General features: G+C 62.5%; 16 protein-coding genes and 2 pseudogenes. 11 read left to right on the plus strand and 7 right to left on the minus strand.

What is annotated here, in order from left to right; genetic code table 11:
• Window positions 1–9 precede the first annotated feature (9 nt).
• Window positions 10–636, plus strand: a complete 627-nt coding sequence (locus AC10V3_RS09540) for a hypothetical protein (RefSeq protein ID WP_454751935.1) — start codon at window positions 10–12, stop codon at window positions 634–636.
• Window positions 637–1015: 379 nt separating this feature from the next.
• On the plus strand, window positions 1016–1240 hold the full coding sequence (locus tag AC10V3_RS09545; protein WP_022534993.1) for a helix-turn-helix domain-containing protein: 225 nt from the start codon (window positions 1016–1018) through the stop codon (window positions 1238–1240).
• A 257-nt stretch (window positions 1241–1497) separates the two neighbouring features.
• On the opposite strand, the gene bluB is transcribed toward AC10V3_RS09545, so the two are convergent.
• Together bluB and AC10V3_RS09555 are read right to left on the minus strand one after the other, a co-directional pair.
• The gene (gene bluB, locus AC10V3_RS09550; protein ID WP_041681037.1) at window positions 1498–2172 is read right to left on the minus strand and encodes a 5,6-dimethylbenzimidazole synthase; all 675 of its coding nucleotides are present in this window, start codon (window positions 2170–2172) and stop codon (window positions 1498–1500) included.
• A 109-nt stretch (window positions 2173–2281) separates the two neighbouring features.
• Window positions 2282–3553: a tyrosine-type recombinase/integrase gene (locus AC10V3_RS09555; protein WP_454751936.1), complete on the minus strand. Its 1272-nt coding sequence runs from the start codon at window positions 3551–3553 to the stop codon at window positions 2282–2284.
• Between the two features lie 106 nt (window positions 3554–3659).
• Between AC10V3_RS09555 and AC10V3_RS09560 the strand changes: the two genes are divergently transcribed.
• The 4 genes and pseudogenes from AC10V3_RS09560 to ybgF all read left to right on the plus strand — a co-directional run bounded on the left by AC10V3_RS09560 (window position 3660) and on the right by ybgF (window position 7464).
• A complete protein-coding gene (locus tag AC10V3_RS09560) occupies window positions 3660–4835 on the plus strand; it encodes a DNA-binding protein (RefSeq protein WP_490923562.1) in 1176 nt (391 codons plus the stop codon).
• A gap of 163 nt (window positions 4836–4998) precedes the next feature.
• A pseudogene (locus AC10V3_RS09565) lies at window positions 4999–6189 on the plus strand (H-NS histone family protein).
• Window positions 6190–6364: 175 nt separating this feature from the next.
• Window positions 6365–6628: an H-NS histone family protein gene (locus tag AC10V3_RS09570; protein ID WP_490923564.1), complete on the plus strand. Its 264-nt coding sequence runs from the start codon at window positions 6365–6367 to the stop codon at window positions 6626–6628.
• A 77-nt stretch (window positions 6629–6705) separates the two neighbouring features.
• Entirely contained in the window at window positions 6706–7464 is a 759-nt protein-coding gene (ybgF, locus tag AC10V3_RS09575) for a tol-pal system protein YbgF (protein WP_490923565.1), read from the plus strand.
• A gap of 158 nt (window positions 7465–7622) precedes the next feature.
• On the opposite strand, the gene AC10V3_RS09580 is transcribed toward ybgF, so the two are convergent.
• A complete protein-coding gene (locus AC10V3_RS09580) occupies window positions 7623–7853 on the minus strand; it encodes a hypothetical protein (protein ID WP_490923567.1) in 231 nt (76 codons plus the stop codon).
• Between the two features lie 544 nt (window positions 7854–8397).
• Here AC10V3_RS09580 and AC10V3_RS09585 point away from each other — a divergent pair.
• Window positions 8398–9189: a tripartite tricarboxylate transporter substrate-binding protein gene (locus AC10V3_RS09585; RefSeq protein WP_490923569.1), complete on the plus strand. Its 792-nt coding sequence runs from the start codon at window positions 8398–8400 to the stop codon at window positions 9187–9189.
• Window positions 9190–9371: 182 nt separating this feature from the next.
• Here AC10V3_RS09585 and AC10V3_RS09590 read toward each other — a convergent pair whose 3' ends face one another.
• Window positions 9372–9599, minus strand: a complete 228-nt coding sequence (locus tag AC10V3_RS09590; RefSeq protein WP_022538141.1) for a hypothetical protein — start codon at window positions 9597–9599, stop codon at window positions 9372–9374.
• A gap of 89 nt (window positions 9600–9688) precedes the next feature.
• On the opposite strand from AC10V3_RS09590, the pseudogene AC10V3_RS09595 reads away from it, so the two are divergent.
• The 3 genes and pseudogenes from AC10V3_RS09595 to AC10V3_RS09605 form a co-directional block, all read left to right on the plus strand.
• Window positions 9689–9814, plus strand: a pseudogene (locus AC10V3_RS09595) (H-NS histone family protein); the annotation flags it as partial.
• A 173-nt stretch (window positions 9815–9987) separates the two neighbouring features.
• The gene (locus AC10V3_RS09600; RefSeq protein WP_022538142.1) at window positions 9988–10314 is read left to right on the plus strand and encodes a hypothetical protein; all 327 of its coding nucleotides are present in this window, start codon (window positions 9988–9990) and stop codon (window positions 10312–10314) included.
• A 390-nt stretch (window positions 10315–10704) separates the two neighbouring features.
• The gene (locus AC10V3_RS09605) at window positions 10705–10839 is read left to right on the plus strand and encodes a hypothetical protein (RefSeq protein WP_490923571.1); all 135 of its coding nucleotides are present in this window, start codon (window positions 10705–10707) and stop codon (window positions 10837–10839) included.
• Window positions 10840–10898: 59 nt separating this feature from the next.
• Here the strand turns inward: AC10V3_RS09605 and AC10V3_RS09610 are convergent, their stop codons facing one another.
• From AC10V3_RS09610 to AC10V3_RS09620, 3 genes are read right to left on the minus strand one after another with little or no spacing between them, the layout of a single operon-like run.
• Window positions 10899–11921, minus strand: coding sequence for a porin (locus AC10V3_RS09610; RefSeq protein ID WP_022538143.1), 1023 nt, complete (start codon window positions 11919–11921; stop codon window positions 10899–10901).
• A 15-nt stretch (window positions 11922–11936) separates the two neighbouring features.
• Window positions 11937–12911 (minus strand): LysR family transcriptional regulator, encoded by a 975-nt coding sequence (locus AC10V3_RS09615; RefSeq protein ID WP_051369953.1) that lies wholly within the window; start codon window positions 12909–12911, stop codon window positions 11937–11939.
• 25 nt (window positions 12912–12936) lie between these two features.
• Window positions 12937–14274 carry a nucleobase:cation symporter-2 family protein gene (locus AC10V3_RS09620; RefSeq protein ID WP_041681728.1) on the minus strand — a complete coding sequence of 446 codons (1338 nt, stop codon included), beginning with the start codon at window positions 14272–14274 and terminating at the stop codon, window positions 12937–12939.
• Window positions 14275–14709: 435 nt separating this feature from the next.
• Here AC10V3_RS09620 and AC10V3_RS09625 point away from each other — a divergent pair, with 435 nt between their 5' ends.
• Entirely contained in the window at window positions 14710–15675 is a 966-nt protein-coding gene (locus AC10V3_RS09625; protein ID WP_022538146.1) for a PDR/VanB family oxidoreductase, read from the plus strand.
• The last annotated feature ends 23 nt before the right edge of the window (window positions 15676–15698 follow it).

The raw sequence follows: 15698 nt of genomic DNA on the forward strand, positions 1-15698 counted from the left end.
TACGCCGCCTTGGCACCGATGACCAAGTACGCAGTGCAGCCAGAGGCCGCTCTCCGTTCGATCATCCTCCAATCGCCAGCGTACGCGCGTGTCCATCTGCGCGGACTGCGCTTTCCGTTCCCCGTGGCTGCAGAGGTCATCGAAGGCGATTGTGAGCTAAACGTGCCGGGTCAGATGCGGGCAAACCAGGACAGTGTGTTGCACTCGATCCGGCCGCTCGAATCGCCACGCCTTGTGCTGGCGGAGCGGGCCCGCGTAGCGTTCCGCCAGCTACCCGGCCAGCCGGTGCAGTCTGATGCAAGAGAGCGTCCACACAAGCCGATCGCATGCATCGTGGCGCTCGCCGTGTTCCAGTCACCGCAAAAGCCGTGGCGGCTCGCAACGGCCTCGCGAGAGCTCCGCATCGATCACCCCGGGCGACTGTCCCGAACGTTGATGAGTGAAGGCGAAAGCTTCGTCGACCTGGTGGCGACGCAGCGCCTGATGCGCGCGCTGTTCGACCTGGCTGAAGGGGACTGCCAAGCCGCGAGGGCCGGATTCTATGGCTTCCCGGATCGCGCTCGGCTTGAAGATGCAATTTTTGATCGCTTCGGGGTGGACCCTTCATTGCTGCATCGCCTACTGAACATCCGCTAGCAAAGTCGAGCAACCTGCCATTGACGGCCAGTAGCGACGACTTGGCGGCCGACCGCCTTGCTACTGGTCCTCGTGCCGAGGGAGTCCGTCGGAGGAGCCGCGCAAACCAGCCCGCCTTCCGGAACAGCAGAACGCACAGAACAGAGATGACGCCTGTCACGAGAGTCGCAGAGCATGCAGCCGTCTCCCTCGGAATATGACAGCCGTCAGGGATAGATAATTTCACCATCATGAAATAACCTGGCCAGCAGACTCCGTGCTGACTTGACTGGGCCTCCATGCCACGACCGCTCCCTATCTGACTCCTTTTTCGCGGGCGACAATTCACACCATTCACCAGTTGGGCGACCGCATTCGAGCAACCCGCGCAGGGGAAGGGATGCCCATTGAGCAGGCAGCGAGGCATTGCGGGATCTCCATCGGCATGCTGTCCAAGCTGGAGAACGGCAAGGGCGTCAATCTCGAGCACGCCCTGCGTGTGATGGACGGACTAGGTTTGACGATGCTGGTCGTTCCCAAGGCGCATGCGCCTTTGCTCGAACAGGCAGCGGCCCAGATCGGCGAGGATGCGACCAGGGAACAGCATGCCTGGCGGGACGAGTAGTGCCGCGATCAGGATGGGCGTTATTCTCGGATACGGTCCTCGATCGGTGCGGAAATGCCATTGGCTTGGCGTGCGGATGTGCCTTCCGCTTTGCTGAGGGGTATCGTCCCGATTCGGCTTGGTGACGACGGCTTCGACGGTTTGGGTCGCGCCGTTGGCGTACGCCTCGCTTACAGTTGCTGCGCACGTTTTGCATCCTCCGGTCGGACGTGCCCGGTCTCCAGGCCGGCCAGATCCCTAAGACCACAATTGCCGGATCAATAATCAGCCCAGGCGATTGGGGGGCTGGGGTTGGTCCAGCCATTCTCGAACACCATCTCGTCCAGGGATTGCCGTCTGGCCCAGCCTTCCTGTTCCAGCATCGGCTTCTCATAGAAGGTTTCGACCTGGCCGAGGCACAGCACAGCCACTGGCCGGGCACCGGGCGGCAGCCGCAGCAGTCGGCCAAGCTGTTCAGGGTCGAACAAGGAAACCCAGCCCACGCCGATTCCTTCCGCGCGCGCAGCAAGCCAGAGGTTCTGGATGGCGCAGGCCACCGAAGCGAGGTCCATGTCCGGCATGGTGCGCCGACCGAAGATATGCCGCTCACGTCCATCCATCAGCGCTGCCACCAGGACTTCCCCGCAGTCCAGGACGCCCTCCACCTTGAGTCGCATGAACTCGTCCTGGCGTTCGCCCAGGGCGAACGCGGTGCGCTGGCGTTCGGCATCGACCAGAGCCTGGACCTGCGTTCTCAGGCTCCTGTCAGTGATGCGGATGAAGCGCCAGGGTTGCATGAAGCCGACGCTGGGGCCGAGATGCGCCGCGTGCAACAAGCGTTCTAGCAATGCAGGATCGAGCGGGTCCGGCCGAAAGTGGCGCATGTCGCGACGCTCCCGGATGACGCGATAGACGGCGGCAATTTCACTGTCGCTGTAGCAATAAGGGTTCATGGCTTGATTAACGCGGCGGTGGCGCTTGGGCTGGAGGGAAAGTAGCAATGGAGGTTTGCCGTGACGATCGATAGCTTTGCCCTGTGCGTTTTGCCGATGCTGGCTCATCCTAGGACTTGCTGGTCCAACCGATGCGGTGCCGCTCTTGGGTGGCCTGATGCCGCGCATCCTCTTCGCTGTGCAGGTAGCCGCTGGTGGTGGCGATCGAGGCATGGCCAAAATTGTCCCGCACAAAGCGCAGGTCGACCTGCTGGTCGGTCATGTGTGAGCCGGCGGTGTGGCGCAGCCAGTGGGCCGAGGCGCTGGCCAGGACATCGGCCTGCGCCTTCCATTCGGGCCCGCGCGACCGCAGGCGCCCGGCCGCCATGCCGAACACCTCCTTCAAAATCAGGTGCAGCGCCCCGCGCGACAGGGCCTTGTCGCGACCCGTCTCACGGCCGATGACGGGCAGCAGCAGCGGGCGCGTTTCCCCAGGCTGCGGGGTCGGCGCCAGGCCGTGGGCGCGGCGGTAGCGCGCCAGTTCGGCGATCAGCTCGTCGGAGGCCGGCACCAGCCGGGTCTTGTTGCCCTTGCCGGTGACCTCCAGCCACCAGCGCTCCACGCCCGAGCCGTCGCGCCGACAGAAGAACGCCCCCATGGGGGTGCCCGTCACCTCGGCGGCCCGCAGCCCGCCCAGGTAGAGCACCGTCAGCACCCAGCGGCAGCGCGCGGCATGCAGGCGCTCGCGCTCGGTGTCCACCGGCATCGCCTCGACCGTTTCCTTGACGGTCGCCCACAGCTCGTGACTCAGGTAGCGCGTGATCCGTGGCCGGCTGGGGGCACGCCGGCGCCGGGCCAGCGCGAGCGGGTTGCCGGCCAGGTAGCCGGCCTCGGTCAGCCAGGCGAAGAGCGCATTCAGGATCACCATCGCGTGGCGCACGCTGGCGGGCGACAGCGGCCCCGCAAACGGACGCCAGTCGGGGTGGTTGCGCGCGAGCTTCTTGCTGCCGGCCAGGACCCAGCGCGCGGCCGGCTGCGGGTCGGCCAGGAAGCGTTCATAAACGAGCAGGTCTTCGTGCGTCAGTGAAGACAGTGGCTTGCCGAGTTGCAGCACGGCCCACAGGATCAGTCGCTCGACCTCGCGGCGGTAGGCGGAGAGCGTCGCCGCGCTGTCGGCATAGCGCGCCAGCCAGGCGGTGACGGCGGCCAGGTCGTCGGTCGCGGCAATGCGGGTGGCCGTGGCCGGTGCGCGGTTGCTGCCGTCGCGCCCGGACAGCGCCGGCGGCAGCCGCAGCTGCTCCAGCGGCGTGGGCAGGGCGGCGAGGGGGCCGGGCGTCGGCGGGGAGGGCGGATGGGCGGGCGATTCCAAGGTGGGGTCAGCGTCCGGGGCAGGTGATGCCATCATTATAGACATAAGCGCAGTTATGTCTAAAGTATTCCTTTAAAAATTGGCTTTGCTACGTATTACGGTGTAATATTTATCATCACTTTTTTGCTTTTTTCTCCCCATGCCCGCTGCCGACCTGGATCTGACCGACGCCGCGCTACAAGCGGATCTCACCGAGCTGCGCAGCCGCTTCCCCGAGACCCGCGCGCTCTACCGCGAGGTCTGCGGCCTGCTGTTCTTCCGCTACGGCGTCACGCCCACCGCCAACAAGCTCTACAGCCTGGTGCGCAAGGGCAGCATGGGCACGCCCGCCGAGGTGCTGCAGGCGTTCTGGCAGGAGTTGCGCGGGCGCACGCGCGTCACCATCGACCATCCCGACTTGCCGGAGGCATTGAAGGACATTGCGGCCGGGGCGGTGCAGACCATCTGGCAGGCGGCCAACGAGGCCGCCACCGGCGAGCTGGCCACGCTGCGCGCCGAGGCCCGCCATGCGGCCAGCGTCGCCGAGGCCGAGCGCGATGCCGCGCACGCCGAGACCGCGCTTGCGCGCGAGGAAGCCGCGGCGCTCGTCGCGCAACTGGACGCCGCGCGCCAAACCATCGAGGAGGTTCAGGCGACGCTGGCCGCGGAGCGGCAGGCGCACGCGGCGACCCAGGCGCGGCTGGAAGCGGGGCGGGCGGAGCTGGACGCCGCCGGCCGGCAGCTGGCGGAACTGCGCACCCAATTCTCGACGGAGCTGGAACGGGCGCGCGAGGCGGTGACGCTCGCGCAGGAACGCGCCGAAGCCAGCGAGCGGCGCAGCTTGCGCGAACTGGACCACGAGCGCACCGCGCGTCAGAAGAGCGAGCGCACCGCCGAAGAGTTGCGTACGGAACTGGCGGCGGCACGCAGCGAGGCGCGCGATGCCGCGGTGGCGCAGGCGGAGGGTCGCGCGAAGCTGGAAGCGCAGGCCGCGGCCCTGGCTGATCGGCTCGCGGCCACCGAGCAGGCGCAGCGCAAGGCGGCGAGCGACCTGGAGGCCGTACAGGCGGAACTCGCGGCGGCACAGCGTCGGGCCGAGCGGGGCGAAGCGGAAGCGGCGCTCGCGCGCCAGCTGCTGGCCACCTTGCGCGTCGCGCCGCCCGAACGCGACGGCGGTGGCAGTGGTGGAAGGCGGCGCAAGGCCGGCAGTCCGCCGGCGACCGCGCCGGAAGACCACGGGAAAGAGCCGGGCAGCGAGCAGGGGGCGGCGGCGCTGCCTGACAATCAGGACGATGGCAACGCCAGCAGTGACGGCAGCGATGACAGCAAAGACTGAGCGGGCGGACGCGATCCGCCGGATCCAGGCGCAGATGGACGACTACGGGCAATCCCCCAACCTTGCATCACATAAACGCCGATGGGTAAGTTCGAACGACACGCAAGAGACAAGGTCTCACCGTCCATGGGATTAGGAAGCGTCTGCACGTGCAGTGACTTCAATGAAGGAGAACGAATTGGCCCCAGAGCAAGTGGTTGAACCCGTTGTCGCGAGCAATGCGACGGACGGACTTGGTCAGATGGAGCTTCCCATCGCTGAGGCGATGAGCGACGCGGCTCCCGTCATTGGTGAAGCCAGTGATGCGTGCGTCGGTAGTGGCAGCGTTGACACTCAGACCCGACGCTTGGACTTCTGGTCCACAAGCCGGGATAGCGGCCCGACGGCGACCGTGTCATATCGGCGCCGGCGGCCTTACACAGCCCCGGACGCTTCAACGGAAGACGTGGCACCGGAAGAATCGATGGAAGCCACCGCCTCGGAAGCGTTGACTGAATCTGATGCGCCGGAAGCGCCCATTGAAGCCATGCCCTCGGAAGCGACCACTGAAGCCGTGGCCGAAGCTCCAGTTGAAGTCCTGGCCACGGACGAACCGACGGAAGCTGCCGCCCAGGACGAACTGGCCGAAACGGCCGCCCCGGTAGCACCGCTTTACGCCTTAGCTCCGGAAGCTGCGCCTGAAGCGATGCAGGCCCCGAAGCGCGGTCGGAAGCCGAAAGCGCTCACCGAAACTGCCGCTGCGGAAGCTGCGCCGGAAGAGACGCGGGCCCCGAAGCGCGGTCGGAAGCCGAAAGCGCTCACCGAAACCGCCGCTCCGGAAGCTGCGCCGGAAGAGAGGCGGACCCCGAAGCGCGGTCGGAAGCCGAAAATCCTAGCTCAAGTTGCCGCTCCGGAAGTCACGACTCAAGAGACCCCAACCCGGAAGCGCGGGCCGAAGCAGATAGCACTGCCTGGAGTGGAGGCTGCCCCGGAAGCGCCGACTCAGAAGACGCAAACCCGGAAGCCGCGACAGGAGCAAAAAGCGCCTACCGCAACTCAAAGCCCGTCCCAATCCTCACTGCTCGCTCAACTGGCATCTGTCAATGCGCAACTTGAGCAGTTGCGAGCCACGGAAGTGCCAAAGGTCGTGGAGGAAATTCAGCAGTTGATGCAGGAGTACGACCTCAGCATTGAGGACATTGCGGACAAGCCCAGTGTTGCGCCCGCTGCCCGCGCTGTTCCGACCAAGACGAAGGCCGCGCTGCGCCCGAGGTACCGCAATCCCAAGACGGGCTAGACCTGGTCGGGGCGCGGTAGGGCTCCCGCGTGGATTGGCAAGAAGCCCGAGCGTTTCCTAATCGATCTCTTGTACTGAACGACAGGTTGGCGGGCGCGGCCGGTCCGCCCCCCTTCTGACTAGCAAACTCGGCAGGCCGGAAGTTCGGCGGCCACTGCGTAGGAAGACCAAGGGGAAGAGCTGTGCAACGAGCAGGGGGCGGCGGCGCTGCCTGGCAATCAGGACGAAGGCAACGACAGCAGTGACGGCAGCGATGACAGCAACGACTGAGCGGGCGGACGCGATCCGCTGGATCCAGGCGCAGATGGACGACTACGGGCTCACCTTGGAAGACCTCGACGCGGCGGGGTGCTTCGCGCCGCCGCCGCCGCTGCTTCCACCGCCCGCACCACCGGCGCCGGTGGTCTGCTACCGCAATGCGGAAGGGCTGACCTGGGACGGGCAGGGCGAGATGCCGTCGTGGCTCAAGCGGGCCGTCAATGCGGGGCAGAGCGTCGAGTTTTTCCGGGTTGGATAGAGCCGCCGATGCATTCGGCCCGCTGTCCAACGGCGATGTGACCAGGGCTAACCGACACAACCCACGACGACCCATTTATGAAAGTACGCGTTTTTACCCTGTTGTGGCTCGCCGCCATGGCGAGCGGCGGTATGCTGCCACCCACGCAGGCACACGCCGGCGTGTTCGACGATGAGCAGGCGCGCAAAACGGTCATCAACCTGCGCGACCAGTTCAACAGCTTCCAGGCGACGGCTACCCAGCGCATTGAGCAGAACAGCCGCACCACACTCGACCTGCAGAACCAGCTCGAAGGCCTACGCCAGGAAGTCGCGCGACTACGCGGCCAGAACGAAGTGCTGCAGAACACGGTGGCGACGCTGCAGAAGCAGCAGAAGGACTATTACGCCGACCTGGATGCGCGCCTGAAGAAGTTCGAGCCGCAGCACGCTTCGGTCGAAGACCACCAAGGCACGTCGCAGCCGGGCGAGAAGCCCGAATACGACGCCGCGCTCAAGCATTTCCAGACGGGCGATTTCAAGAGCGCCGGGAATTCGTTCTCGTCGTTTATCAAGAAATATCCGCAGAGCCCCTACCTGCCGCTGGCGCAGTACTGGCTCGGCAACTCGCTCTACGCGCAGCGCGACTACAAGGGGTCCACCTGGGTGCTGCAGAAAATGATCCATGCCAACCCGACGCATCCCAAGGTGCCGGACGCCATGATCGCGGTGGCCAATAATCAGCTCGACTCCGGCCAGAAGGATGCCGCGCGCAAAACGCTGGAACAGGTGGTGACCAAGTATCCAGGTACCGAAGGCGCGCGTGCGGCGAACAACCGGTTGAAGACGCTGAAGTAAGTGCGGGTCAGTTCGCGCTGGCCGTTGAGGCCGGCGCCCGGAACGTGGTGCCCTGGTAGTGGCGGTCGCCCTTGGTCTGCAGGAAATAGCACTTCTTATCACTATGGCGACAATTTCCGGAAAACCTGTACGCCGGGACTTCCGCCCCGGCGACCGGCTTAGATGCGCGTGATGGGCAATCCGCCGGTAACGGCCGCGATCACACTGTCGGATAGCACATTAACCGTCATTTGCACGCCCACGATGGGGTCATCGTGGTGCTGCGCGACCCCCTGCGCCTTCGCCCAGGCGAACGCGAACGCTTGGTCGACGGTCATCGCGGCCGGCGTTTGCAGAGGTTGGAGGGTCACGTCGATACCGCGCTCGACCGGCCGGAGGCACATCAGCACCTCAACGGCATGCGGGGGGCTTTCGTGCCGATGCAGGGGTCATCGTACTTTCCGTGAAAAAAATGGCGGTAGCGGACCGCAAACCCGCCTGTAGCAAGGCCTTCCGGCGCAATAAATCACGCGCCGCCGGAGTATTTGTAATCTCTTGATAGAAAAGCATTTTTCTGTGCATACCGCCAGAAAATGCACGGAAAGTACGATGACCCCGACAAGGTCCTCATTTGCCTCCGAAGATTGGCTAACGCGGCCCGGATCGCCGAGCGGCGGGCAGATGCCCCTCGGTTCAGCACGCGGCCGCAAATCAGCATCCAGACAACCGATAGGAAAGCAAACATGTTGAGCGAAGCAAATCGAATTGGACGGCGGTGTGTCATTCGCGGCCTGGCAGGGATAGGCGCGTGGCTGGCAGTGGGCCTTTGCGCAACGCAGTCTGCCCACGCCGAGGCGCCGGCTCGCTTTATCGTGCCCTTCCCGGCTGGTGGGGCCGCTGACGCCATGGCACGTGTGCTCGTGGAAAAGCTCAGAGACGAGCTAAAACAGACTGGTGATCGTGGAGAACCGCCCTGGTGCTAGCACGCGCGTGGCGGCGGAAGTGTTGAAGCAGGCGGCACCAGACGGGAATACGGTGCTGATGACCTTACACGACACGATGGTGATAGCGCCCCTTGTCTACAACAATCTTCGCTATGACCCCGACAAGGACTTCGCACCCATCACCGAAGTGGCTGCCCTCAACTATGGGCTGGCGGTTAGCGCAAGCTCGCCATATCGGAACTTGGCTGAATACGTCAAGGCGGCAAAAACCGACCGGAACGTGGCAACAGTCGGCGTGTCGGGACTTGGCTCGGCTCTGCACTTTGTTGCAATCGAGTTCACGCGACGCTCGGGGGCCGATATCTCCATCGTGCCGTTCCAGGGTGGCCCAGCGATGGTGACCAACTTGGTCGGCAATCAGATCGGTTCGGCGGTCGATGGGCTCGGCGTGTTTGTAGAGCAGCATCGAGCGAACAAGGTCCGTGTCCTGGCTGTGTCGGGCAAACAGCGAAGCAGCCAGCTTCCCGATGTTCCAACCTTCAGCGAACAGGGATACTCCTCGCTGGTTGTTGGCTCGGGCTATGCCCTCTATGCGCCAGCCGGTACCCCGCCAGCGAAGGTGTCACGCTGGAACGCAGCAATGCGCAAGGTCTTGGCCATGCCGGATGTCAAAAGTCGAATTCAGAACATTGGATACGAGCCCCTGCCCGGTTCGACACCGGCGGAGGTCACTCAGCAACAGAGGCGGTTGGTGGAATACTGGGCTCCCATCGTCCAATCCGTGGGCTTCAAAGGTGACTGAGACTGCGAGGAAACGTGGCAGGTGATGCGCCGTGTCGCGCCGTGGACAATGCGTCAAAGCTGGCCAATGACCGGGTCCCGCAGCGGCGGAACTGCCTGGAATGCTGGTTCCGGTGCTCCCGCATTCCACCTCTGTCCTTCAACTCCGGGGACATCACGGCGGCGGCGGGGCGGGGGACATGGTCACTGAGCTGTGTCGCCTCGTTTCTTGAACGCCGCCACCACTCTTTCGTTCAGGCCCAACCGGTAGAGTGTCGCGCCCACTTGGATCAACAAGGCCCGTTCTTTCCCCGCGATCGCTGGATCGGCCAACAGCACCGCCAAGCCGGCAATCGCGTCGTCGACCTCCAATTCCGTCGCGTCATCCAGCGCAAGCCGCTCGAAATCTCGTATCACGTCATCTGGGTCCATCGTGGCTCCATGTTGCTTCTTGCGCCAGTCTAGCCGACGACGCGGTCGTTCGTGACCGTGCGGATCGGATCTGCTGAATTCAGGCCCAGATGGCCGACTACGGGTAGACGCTGGAGGACCTGGAAGCGGCGTGGTGCTTCGAGCCGTCCCCGCCCCCGCCACCTCCTGCAGTGTGCTACCGCAACGCCGAGGGGCTAAGGTGGGGACGGACGGGGCGCGATCTGTCTGGCCGCTGCGGGCGGTCAATTTTTGTCGCGTGGCCCAGGCGTTCTGTCACCGTGACTTCTGCTATCACCTGCAAGTCCTGCTGTCGCGGGATTTACAGGCGTGCGGTGGCTGCTAAGCTGCCTTACCTCAAACCTTTAACGAACCATATAGGGAGCCACACTTGAAATCGAAGACGATTATCGCCCTCACGCTGCTCGCACTCTCCGCCGCCTCCACTGCCTCGTACGGCCGGGGCGCCGGCGGCAACTCCGCAGGCGGCCACCAAGGCTACAACGCGTACGGCTCGCCCTACAGCAACTCCATGGGCACCACCGCCACCACGGGCAACCATAGCGTTAGCGGCTACGTGCGCGACAACGGCACCTACGTGCAGCCGCACACGCAAACGAACCCGAACGCCACGCGCAACGACAACTACTCAACGCGCGGCAACGTGAACCCGTACACAGGCGTGCCCGGCACGAAGCCGCGCGACGGCCAGTACTAATCGCGCCAGCGTGAATTGGGAGGGCTCTGGGAAGAGGCCGGGTGTCATTCCGCTTTAGTGAAAGGATAGGCGCACCCGCGTCCCGGCAAGAAAGTCGTCTTCGCGCTTCAGAACAAGAAGACGCTAGCCCGTCGGCAAAGGGCAGCCCATTCGCTTGCGAAGCCGGCGCGCTTCCGGGGCGATGGGGCGCGTCAGCGAGACGGCTGAGTCAGGGGCGACGGGCATGTTGATTCCTGGGGTGAAGCGCCTCTCGTGCCCTGTCCGGACGACTGTGATAGACGCCCCTGGCGTCGGTGGCGACGTGGTGCTTAAAACCGGATCGCGCGCGATCGGTGAGTCCGGTCCTGATTTTGGCCCGCCCCGACCGCTCCAATTGAAGAGGAGCCGATAATGACGCTCGATAAATCGATGCGGTTCGCTGCACGCAGCTTGGGCCGGCAAGATCGCGTGCAGGTGATCCCCTACCACCGTGCTTTGGCAGCCTGTTTGAACATAACGCCAGATCAGAGAAATTTTGATGGTTGAGGGCTGGTCATGTTGAATGGGGAAGGGCGGCCGCCGATCGGGCGCCCGCCAGCACGCAATCAGAACCTGTGACGGATCCCCAAGCCGAAGCTATTGCCAGTGGCCAATCCGCTTACCTTGTCGTACATGTAGTTGATGTAGACATCGGTGCGCTTGGAGAGAAAATAGTCGTAGCCGATTGAAGCTGTATTCCTTCGTTGGGTTTCCGTCCCGGTAAAGCTACGGGCTGTGTGCGCCCACGCGATCAAGACTTTCCCCGCCCCGACCGGCGTCGAAGCGCTGAGCGAGTAGGTGTTATCCCGCAATGTGTTGTTGCTGTTCGCGTACTGATACTGTGCAAACAGCTTGGTCACGGCGAAGTCATACGAGATGCCAGCTTGAATTGCCTTCTGTGTCGTTGCGCCGTTGTTAAACAAAGGAGCGATGGCGACATACTGGGCCGCCAGTGTGGCGCTGAATTTCCCGCCGGCGTACGTAATGTTGGCTCCATAGTTGCCCTGTCCGGAATGTCCCGGCGACTCGCCGAGTGCGTATATGACATTGCCCGTGAGCCCGCCCCACGATGGGGTTGTGTACAACACAGAGTTGCTCCATGCGGTGTCGCCCTGGATCGAAGGCTTGCCAAGGCCCGACGCAATGAACGTATGCAACATCATCGGCGAGAAAGTGAAGGAGTCGCGGAATGCATTGAAACTCAATGTCGAAACGAAATATGGATTTGCGTTTCGACCCAGTGCGATCTTGCCGAAGCCGCCGTCTAACCCGACATAGGCACCACGAGCAAACAGCGGATCGCCGGTAAAGCGGCCTGAAGCCCCAGAGTCCACTCGGAGATAGCTCTCCAGGGCAAAGAATGCTCCCATACCGGCACCGAGATCCTCACGGCCCCGCAAGCCAAAATAGGACGTCGTCATGCCGCCGTTATTGAGCACTGAGGTATGTGCCGGTGCACCGCTGTTCTTAAGCGAGCCCAGGAAAACGTCAGTCAGTCCATACAATGTCACGGCACTTTGGGCATGAGCTCCGAAAATTTGGAACGCAAGCGCCCCTGCCGCCGCAGCGGCATATTGAGTCCTTCGCATTTTGTCTCCGATTATTTAGGGGGTCGTTGGCGCCGCAGCCGCGGCACGACTCGATCCACTTTGAGTCCGGTGAAATCCGGTGATGGCTTCCGCGACGGCTTCCCTGAGCAGCCGGCACGCGATCGACCGATGGGTCCGGTCATGCCACAGCAGATAGAAGCGCATCGGCGGGAAGGGCAGCGGCGCGGGCACGACCGTCAGCGGCAGCGCCGCCGCATGCGCTTCCGCGAAGCGCCGACTGGTGGTGAAGATCAGATCCGACTGTGTCAGCAGGTCCGGTACGTTATTGAAGTAAGGAAGGACTACCTTGACGTGACGACGCAGTCCCAGTTGGGCCAAATATGCGTCGATCACGCCAAGCTGATTGACGTTGAATGGCAACAAACCAAGATGGTCGCAGGCGAGGTAGTCAGCCTGGCTGAAATCTGACCGTCTGAGGACGGGGTGGCCCTGACGCATGAGGCACACAATCTCGTCTTCAAACAGCGGAAGAAGATGCAGATGCTCCGGAGGCGATCCCCAGTTCCCGACGACGAGATCGAGCGCACCACTCTCGAGCGCTTCCAGGTAATCGAAATCCATCGTCAGCGAATGCACCTCTACTGACGCGCTTGGCATGCTCCGCAGGATTCGAGCGATGACGGTCGGGATGAAGCGCGAACTTACATAATCCAATGACCCAAAATGAAACGTTCGGTTGATCTCTGCAGGTCCCGAAACCGCCGGGGGCACGCAAAGTCCGTCCAGCTCTTCCAGCGCGCCGCGCATGCGGTCGTAGAGCGAGACCATCCGTTCAGTCGGAACCATGCTGTTTCGCCCGCGGACGAACAGCGGATCCTCGAAGATGTTTCGTAGCCTGGACAGTCCGGCGCTCACCGTGGATTGTGGAAGATTTAGACGCCCGGCGGCGCGGGATACGCTCTTTTCTTCCATTACAGCTACCAGCAAACGGAGCAGGAAGCCGTCCAGTTGATCGCTTGAGTGCTTCATATCATTCAACGCCGGGTTCCATTCTTCAGATCACCAGGGCAGCCTGTTCCGCGCTTTTTCTGGGTTTTCGATTGAACAGTGCGTTTAGCACGATGGCTGTAAGACATCCCGTGGTAATACCGCTGTGCAGGAATATCCGCAGCGTCCCATCGACCTGCTCGTAGAAACCAGGGACTGCAACCGTGATCAGGCCGACCCCGAGGCTTGCGGCGATGATGATGGTGTTGTTGCCGTTGGCGAGATCGACCTTGGCGAGAATCCGCAAGCCCGTCGTTGCAATCATGCTGAACATCACCAGGCCAGCCCCGCCAAGTACCGCGAGCGGCATGGAGGCGAAGAGTGCAGCCAGCTTTGGAAAGAGTCCTAGACCAAGCAGCAGCACGCCCGTTGTGGCCACCACCCACCGACTACGCACGCCCGACATCGCGACAAGGCCCACGTTGGCGTTGTAGGCACAATAGGGAAAGGTGTTCAGCAAGCCGCCAATGACCGTCGACAGCCCATCCGCACGCAGTCCGCGCGCGATTGCCTTGTCATCGATCTCCTTGTCCACCATCTCGCCCACCGCAAAGAAGTCCGCAGTGACTTCGGTCAGGATCACCAGCATGGCGACGCACATCAGCACAATCGAAATTGGATCGAAGACTGGCATGCCAAAAGCGAGCGGCCGGATTACTGCAAGCCACGGCTCATTGCTGAGGCTGGAAAAATCTGCCTTACCGATTGCGATGGCAAGGGCTGTTCCCGTAAGGAGGCCGACCAGCACCGCAGCATTGCGAAGCAGTCCGCGGCCGAGCCCGAAGACCAGCAGCACGGTAACCAGCGATACGCCGGCCAGCATCAGGTTCACTGGGGAGCCGAAGTCTGGCGATTTGGGAGAGCCACCGGCGGACCAGCGCACTGCGACCGGCAGCAGCGACAAGCCGATCAGCAGGATCGTCGTACCCATGACGACCGGCGGAAAAAAGCGCCTGACCCTGCCAAAGAAGGGGGCAACAAGCATGCAGAAGATGCCTGCAGCAATGGTGGCGCCATACACCGCCGGCATGCCATGTTCTTTCCCGATCAGGATCATCGGCGTCACTGCGACAAAGCTGCACCCCTGGATCAACGGAAGCCGGATGCCGAACTTCCAAAAGCCGACCGATTGAATCAAGGTCGCGATCCCGCACGCGAACAAATCGGCATTGATCAACATCACAAGCTGATCGTGGGACAGGCCGATGGCGTTGCCCACGACAATCGGGATGGAAACCGCCGCGGCATACATGACTAACAGATGCTGTAAAGCCAGCACCAGATTCTTGCCGGGCGGTAGCCAGGCATCGACCGGATGTACGCGGTCGGTTTGGGGGGCGTTCATAGTCTCACTCCAGAAAAATGGATGGGAAGTCTCTTGCTTCCTCGTTCGGATGAAGTTGCATCTGTGTGCCTGCATATTGGTCATTCCGCCACTTCGAGGCAAGCTCGCGGCGCAACTGGTGCAGTGCACCATAAAAAGCAGCATAGATGCCCTTGTCTACCCTTAACACCAAGCGAGGTATGGCAATTTGTCCGAAGCGATGAAATGTGCAGACGCGGAAATGCTCCTCAGTATTGGCTTTATTGATTTCCTAAGTTGGCGTTTTCGGTAGCCAACCGGTCAGCCGCGCCGGATATCCGATTTCTCGCTACTCACTATCGTTCCGGGTGGGATGCCTCTCGCGACTTGGGCTCATAGACTCTCCTCATCGTTGATCTGACGATGAAGCGGGCAGCGGGGCGGTTACCGCCGGCGGCCCAGTATGGAGACAGACAAATGAGTGGTGACAAGTTATCTCTGGCCGTGGCAGCCATCCGCAGCATCACGACCGAAGTGAAAGAGTTCACGTTTCGCAATGCCAACGGCGTAAGCCTTCCCTCCTATTCTCCCGGCGCCCATCTGCGCTTCACGCTGGAGGCTGGCAGCACGCGTCACGATCGTTGCTATTCGCTTCTGGACGCTGGCAACAGTTCCAACCTCTATCGCATTGCCGTACATCGTTCCCGCCAAAGTCGTGGTGGTTCGGCGTTCCTGTGCGAACAGGTCGCTGTTGGCGATGTGCTTGAGTGCACGGCGCCCCGCAACGATTTCCCGCTGTCCAAGGATGCAGATCATCACGTGCTGATTGCCGGAGGCATCGGAATTACCCCGATCCTTGCCATGGCGAAGGCACTGCACGGCGCTGGCAGTTCCTACGAACTGCACTACGTCGCCCGCAGGGCGGAAGCGATGCCGTATTGCGATGATGTTGTTTCCCGGTTCGGGCCGCTTGCTCGACTCTATTTCGACCATGGAGAGCCGGCCCGGGGGATGCCAATTAGCGACATCATCGGCGTGCCCGAAAAAGGCCGGCATCTCTATGTCTGCGGTCCGCAGGCGATGATCGATGCAACGCTCGGATTTGCTTCAGAACGCGGGTGGGAGCGGGATGCAGTGCATTTTGAATTGTTCGCCAACGCCCCGCGTGAAGATGACGAACAGATTGAACTGCAACTGGCAAGAAGCCAGCGCACCGTCCGTGTCGCGCCGACGGAAAGCCTGCTGGACGCCTTGCTGCGCGATGGACTGGATCTGCTTTATGACTGCCGTCGTGGTGAATGCGGCGTCTGTGCTGTCAACGTAATTGACGGCATTCCTGACCACCGCGATTACGCGTTGAGCGATGCGCAGAAGGCGGCCAATGGAACGATCTGCCTGTGCGTCTCGCGCGCCAAGACTGCCACGCTGAAACTCGACCTCTAGTCGGCAACCAAAAAATGCAATAA

The organism is Cupriavidus sp. PB-02, assembly GCF_058252315.1.

Bases quoted from the DNA above. Each gene is read 5' to 3' on its own strand.
- AC10V3_RS09545 (WP_022534993.1), top strand. From the start codon at position 1,016: ATGCCCATTGAGCAGGCAGCGAGGCATTGCGGGATCTCCATCGGCATG.
- bluB (WP_041681037.1), bottom strand. From the start codon at position 2,172: ATGAACCCTTATTGCTACAGCGACAGTGAAATTGCCGCCGTCTATCGC.
- AC10V3_RS09555 (WP_454751936.1), bottom strand. From the start codon at position 3,553: ATGGCATCACCTGCCCCGGACGCTGACCCCACCTTGGAATCGCCCGCC.
- AC10V3_RS09560 (WP_490923562.1), top strand. From the start codon at position 3,660: ATGCCCGCTGCCGACCTGGATCTGACCGACGCCGCGCTACAAGCGGAT.
- AC10V3_RS09570 (WP_490923564.1), top strand. From the start codon at position 6,365: ATGACAGCAACGACTGAGCGGGCGGACGCGATCCGCTGGATCCAGGCG.
- ybgF (WP_490923565.1), top strand. From the start codon at position 6,706: ATGAAAGTACGCGTTTTTACCCTGTTGTGGCTCGCCGCCATGGCGAGC.
- AC10V3_RS09590 (WP_022538141.1), bottom strand. From the start codon at position 9,599: ATGGACCCAGATGACGTGATACGAGATTTCGAGCGGCTTGCGCTGGAT.
- AC10V3_RS09605 (WP_490923571.1), top strand. From the start codon at position 10,705: ATGACGCTCGATAAATCGATGCGGTTCGCTGCACGCAGCTTGGGCCGG.
- AC10V3_RS09610 (WP_022538143.1), bottom strand. From the start codon at position 11,921: ATGCGAAGGACTCAATATGCCGCTGCGGCGGCAGGGGCGCTTGCGTTC.
- AC10V3_RS09615 (WP_051369953.1), bottom strand. From the start codon at position 12,911: ATGAAGCACTCAAGCGATCAACTGGACGGCTTCCTGCTCCGTTTGCTG.
- AC10V3_RS09620 (WP_041681728.1), bottom strand. From the start codon at position 14,274: ATGAACGCCCCCCAAACCGACCGCGTACATCCGGTCGATGCCTGGCTA.
- AC10V3_RS09625 (WP_022538146.1), top strand. From the start codon at position 14,710: ATGAGTGGTGACAAGTTATCTCTGGCCGTGGCAGCCATCCGCAGCATC.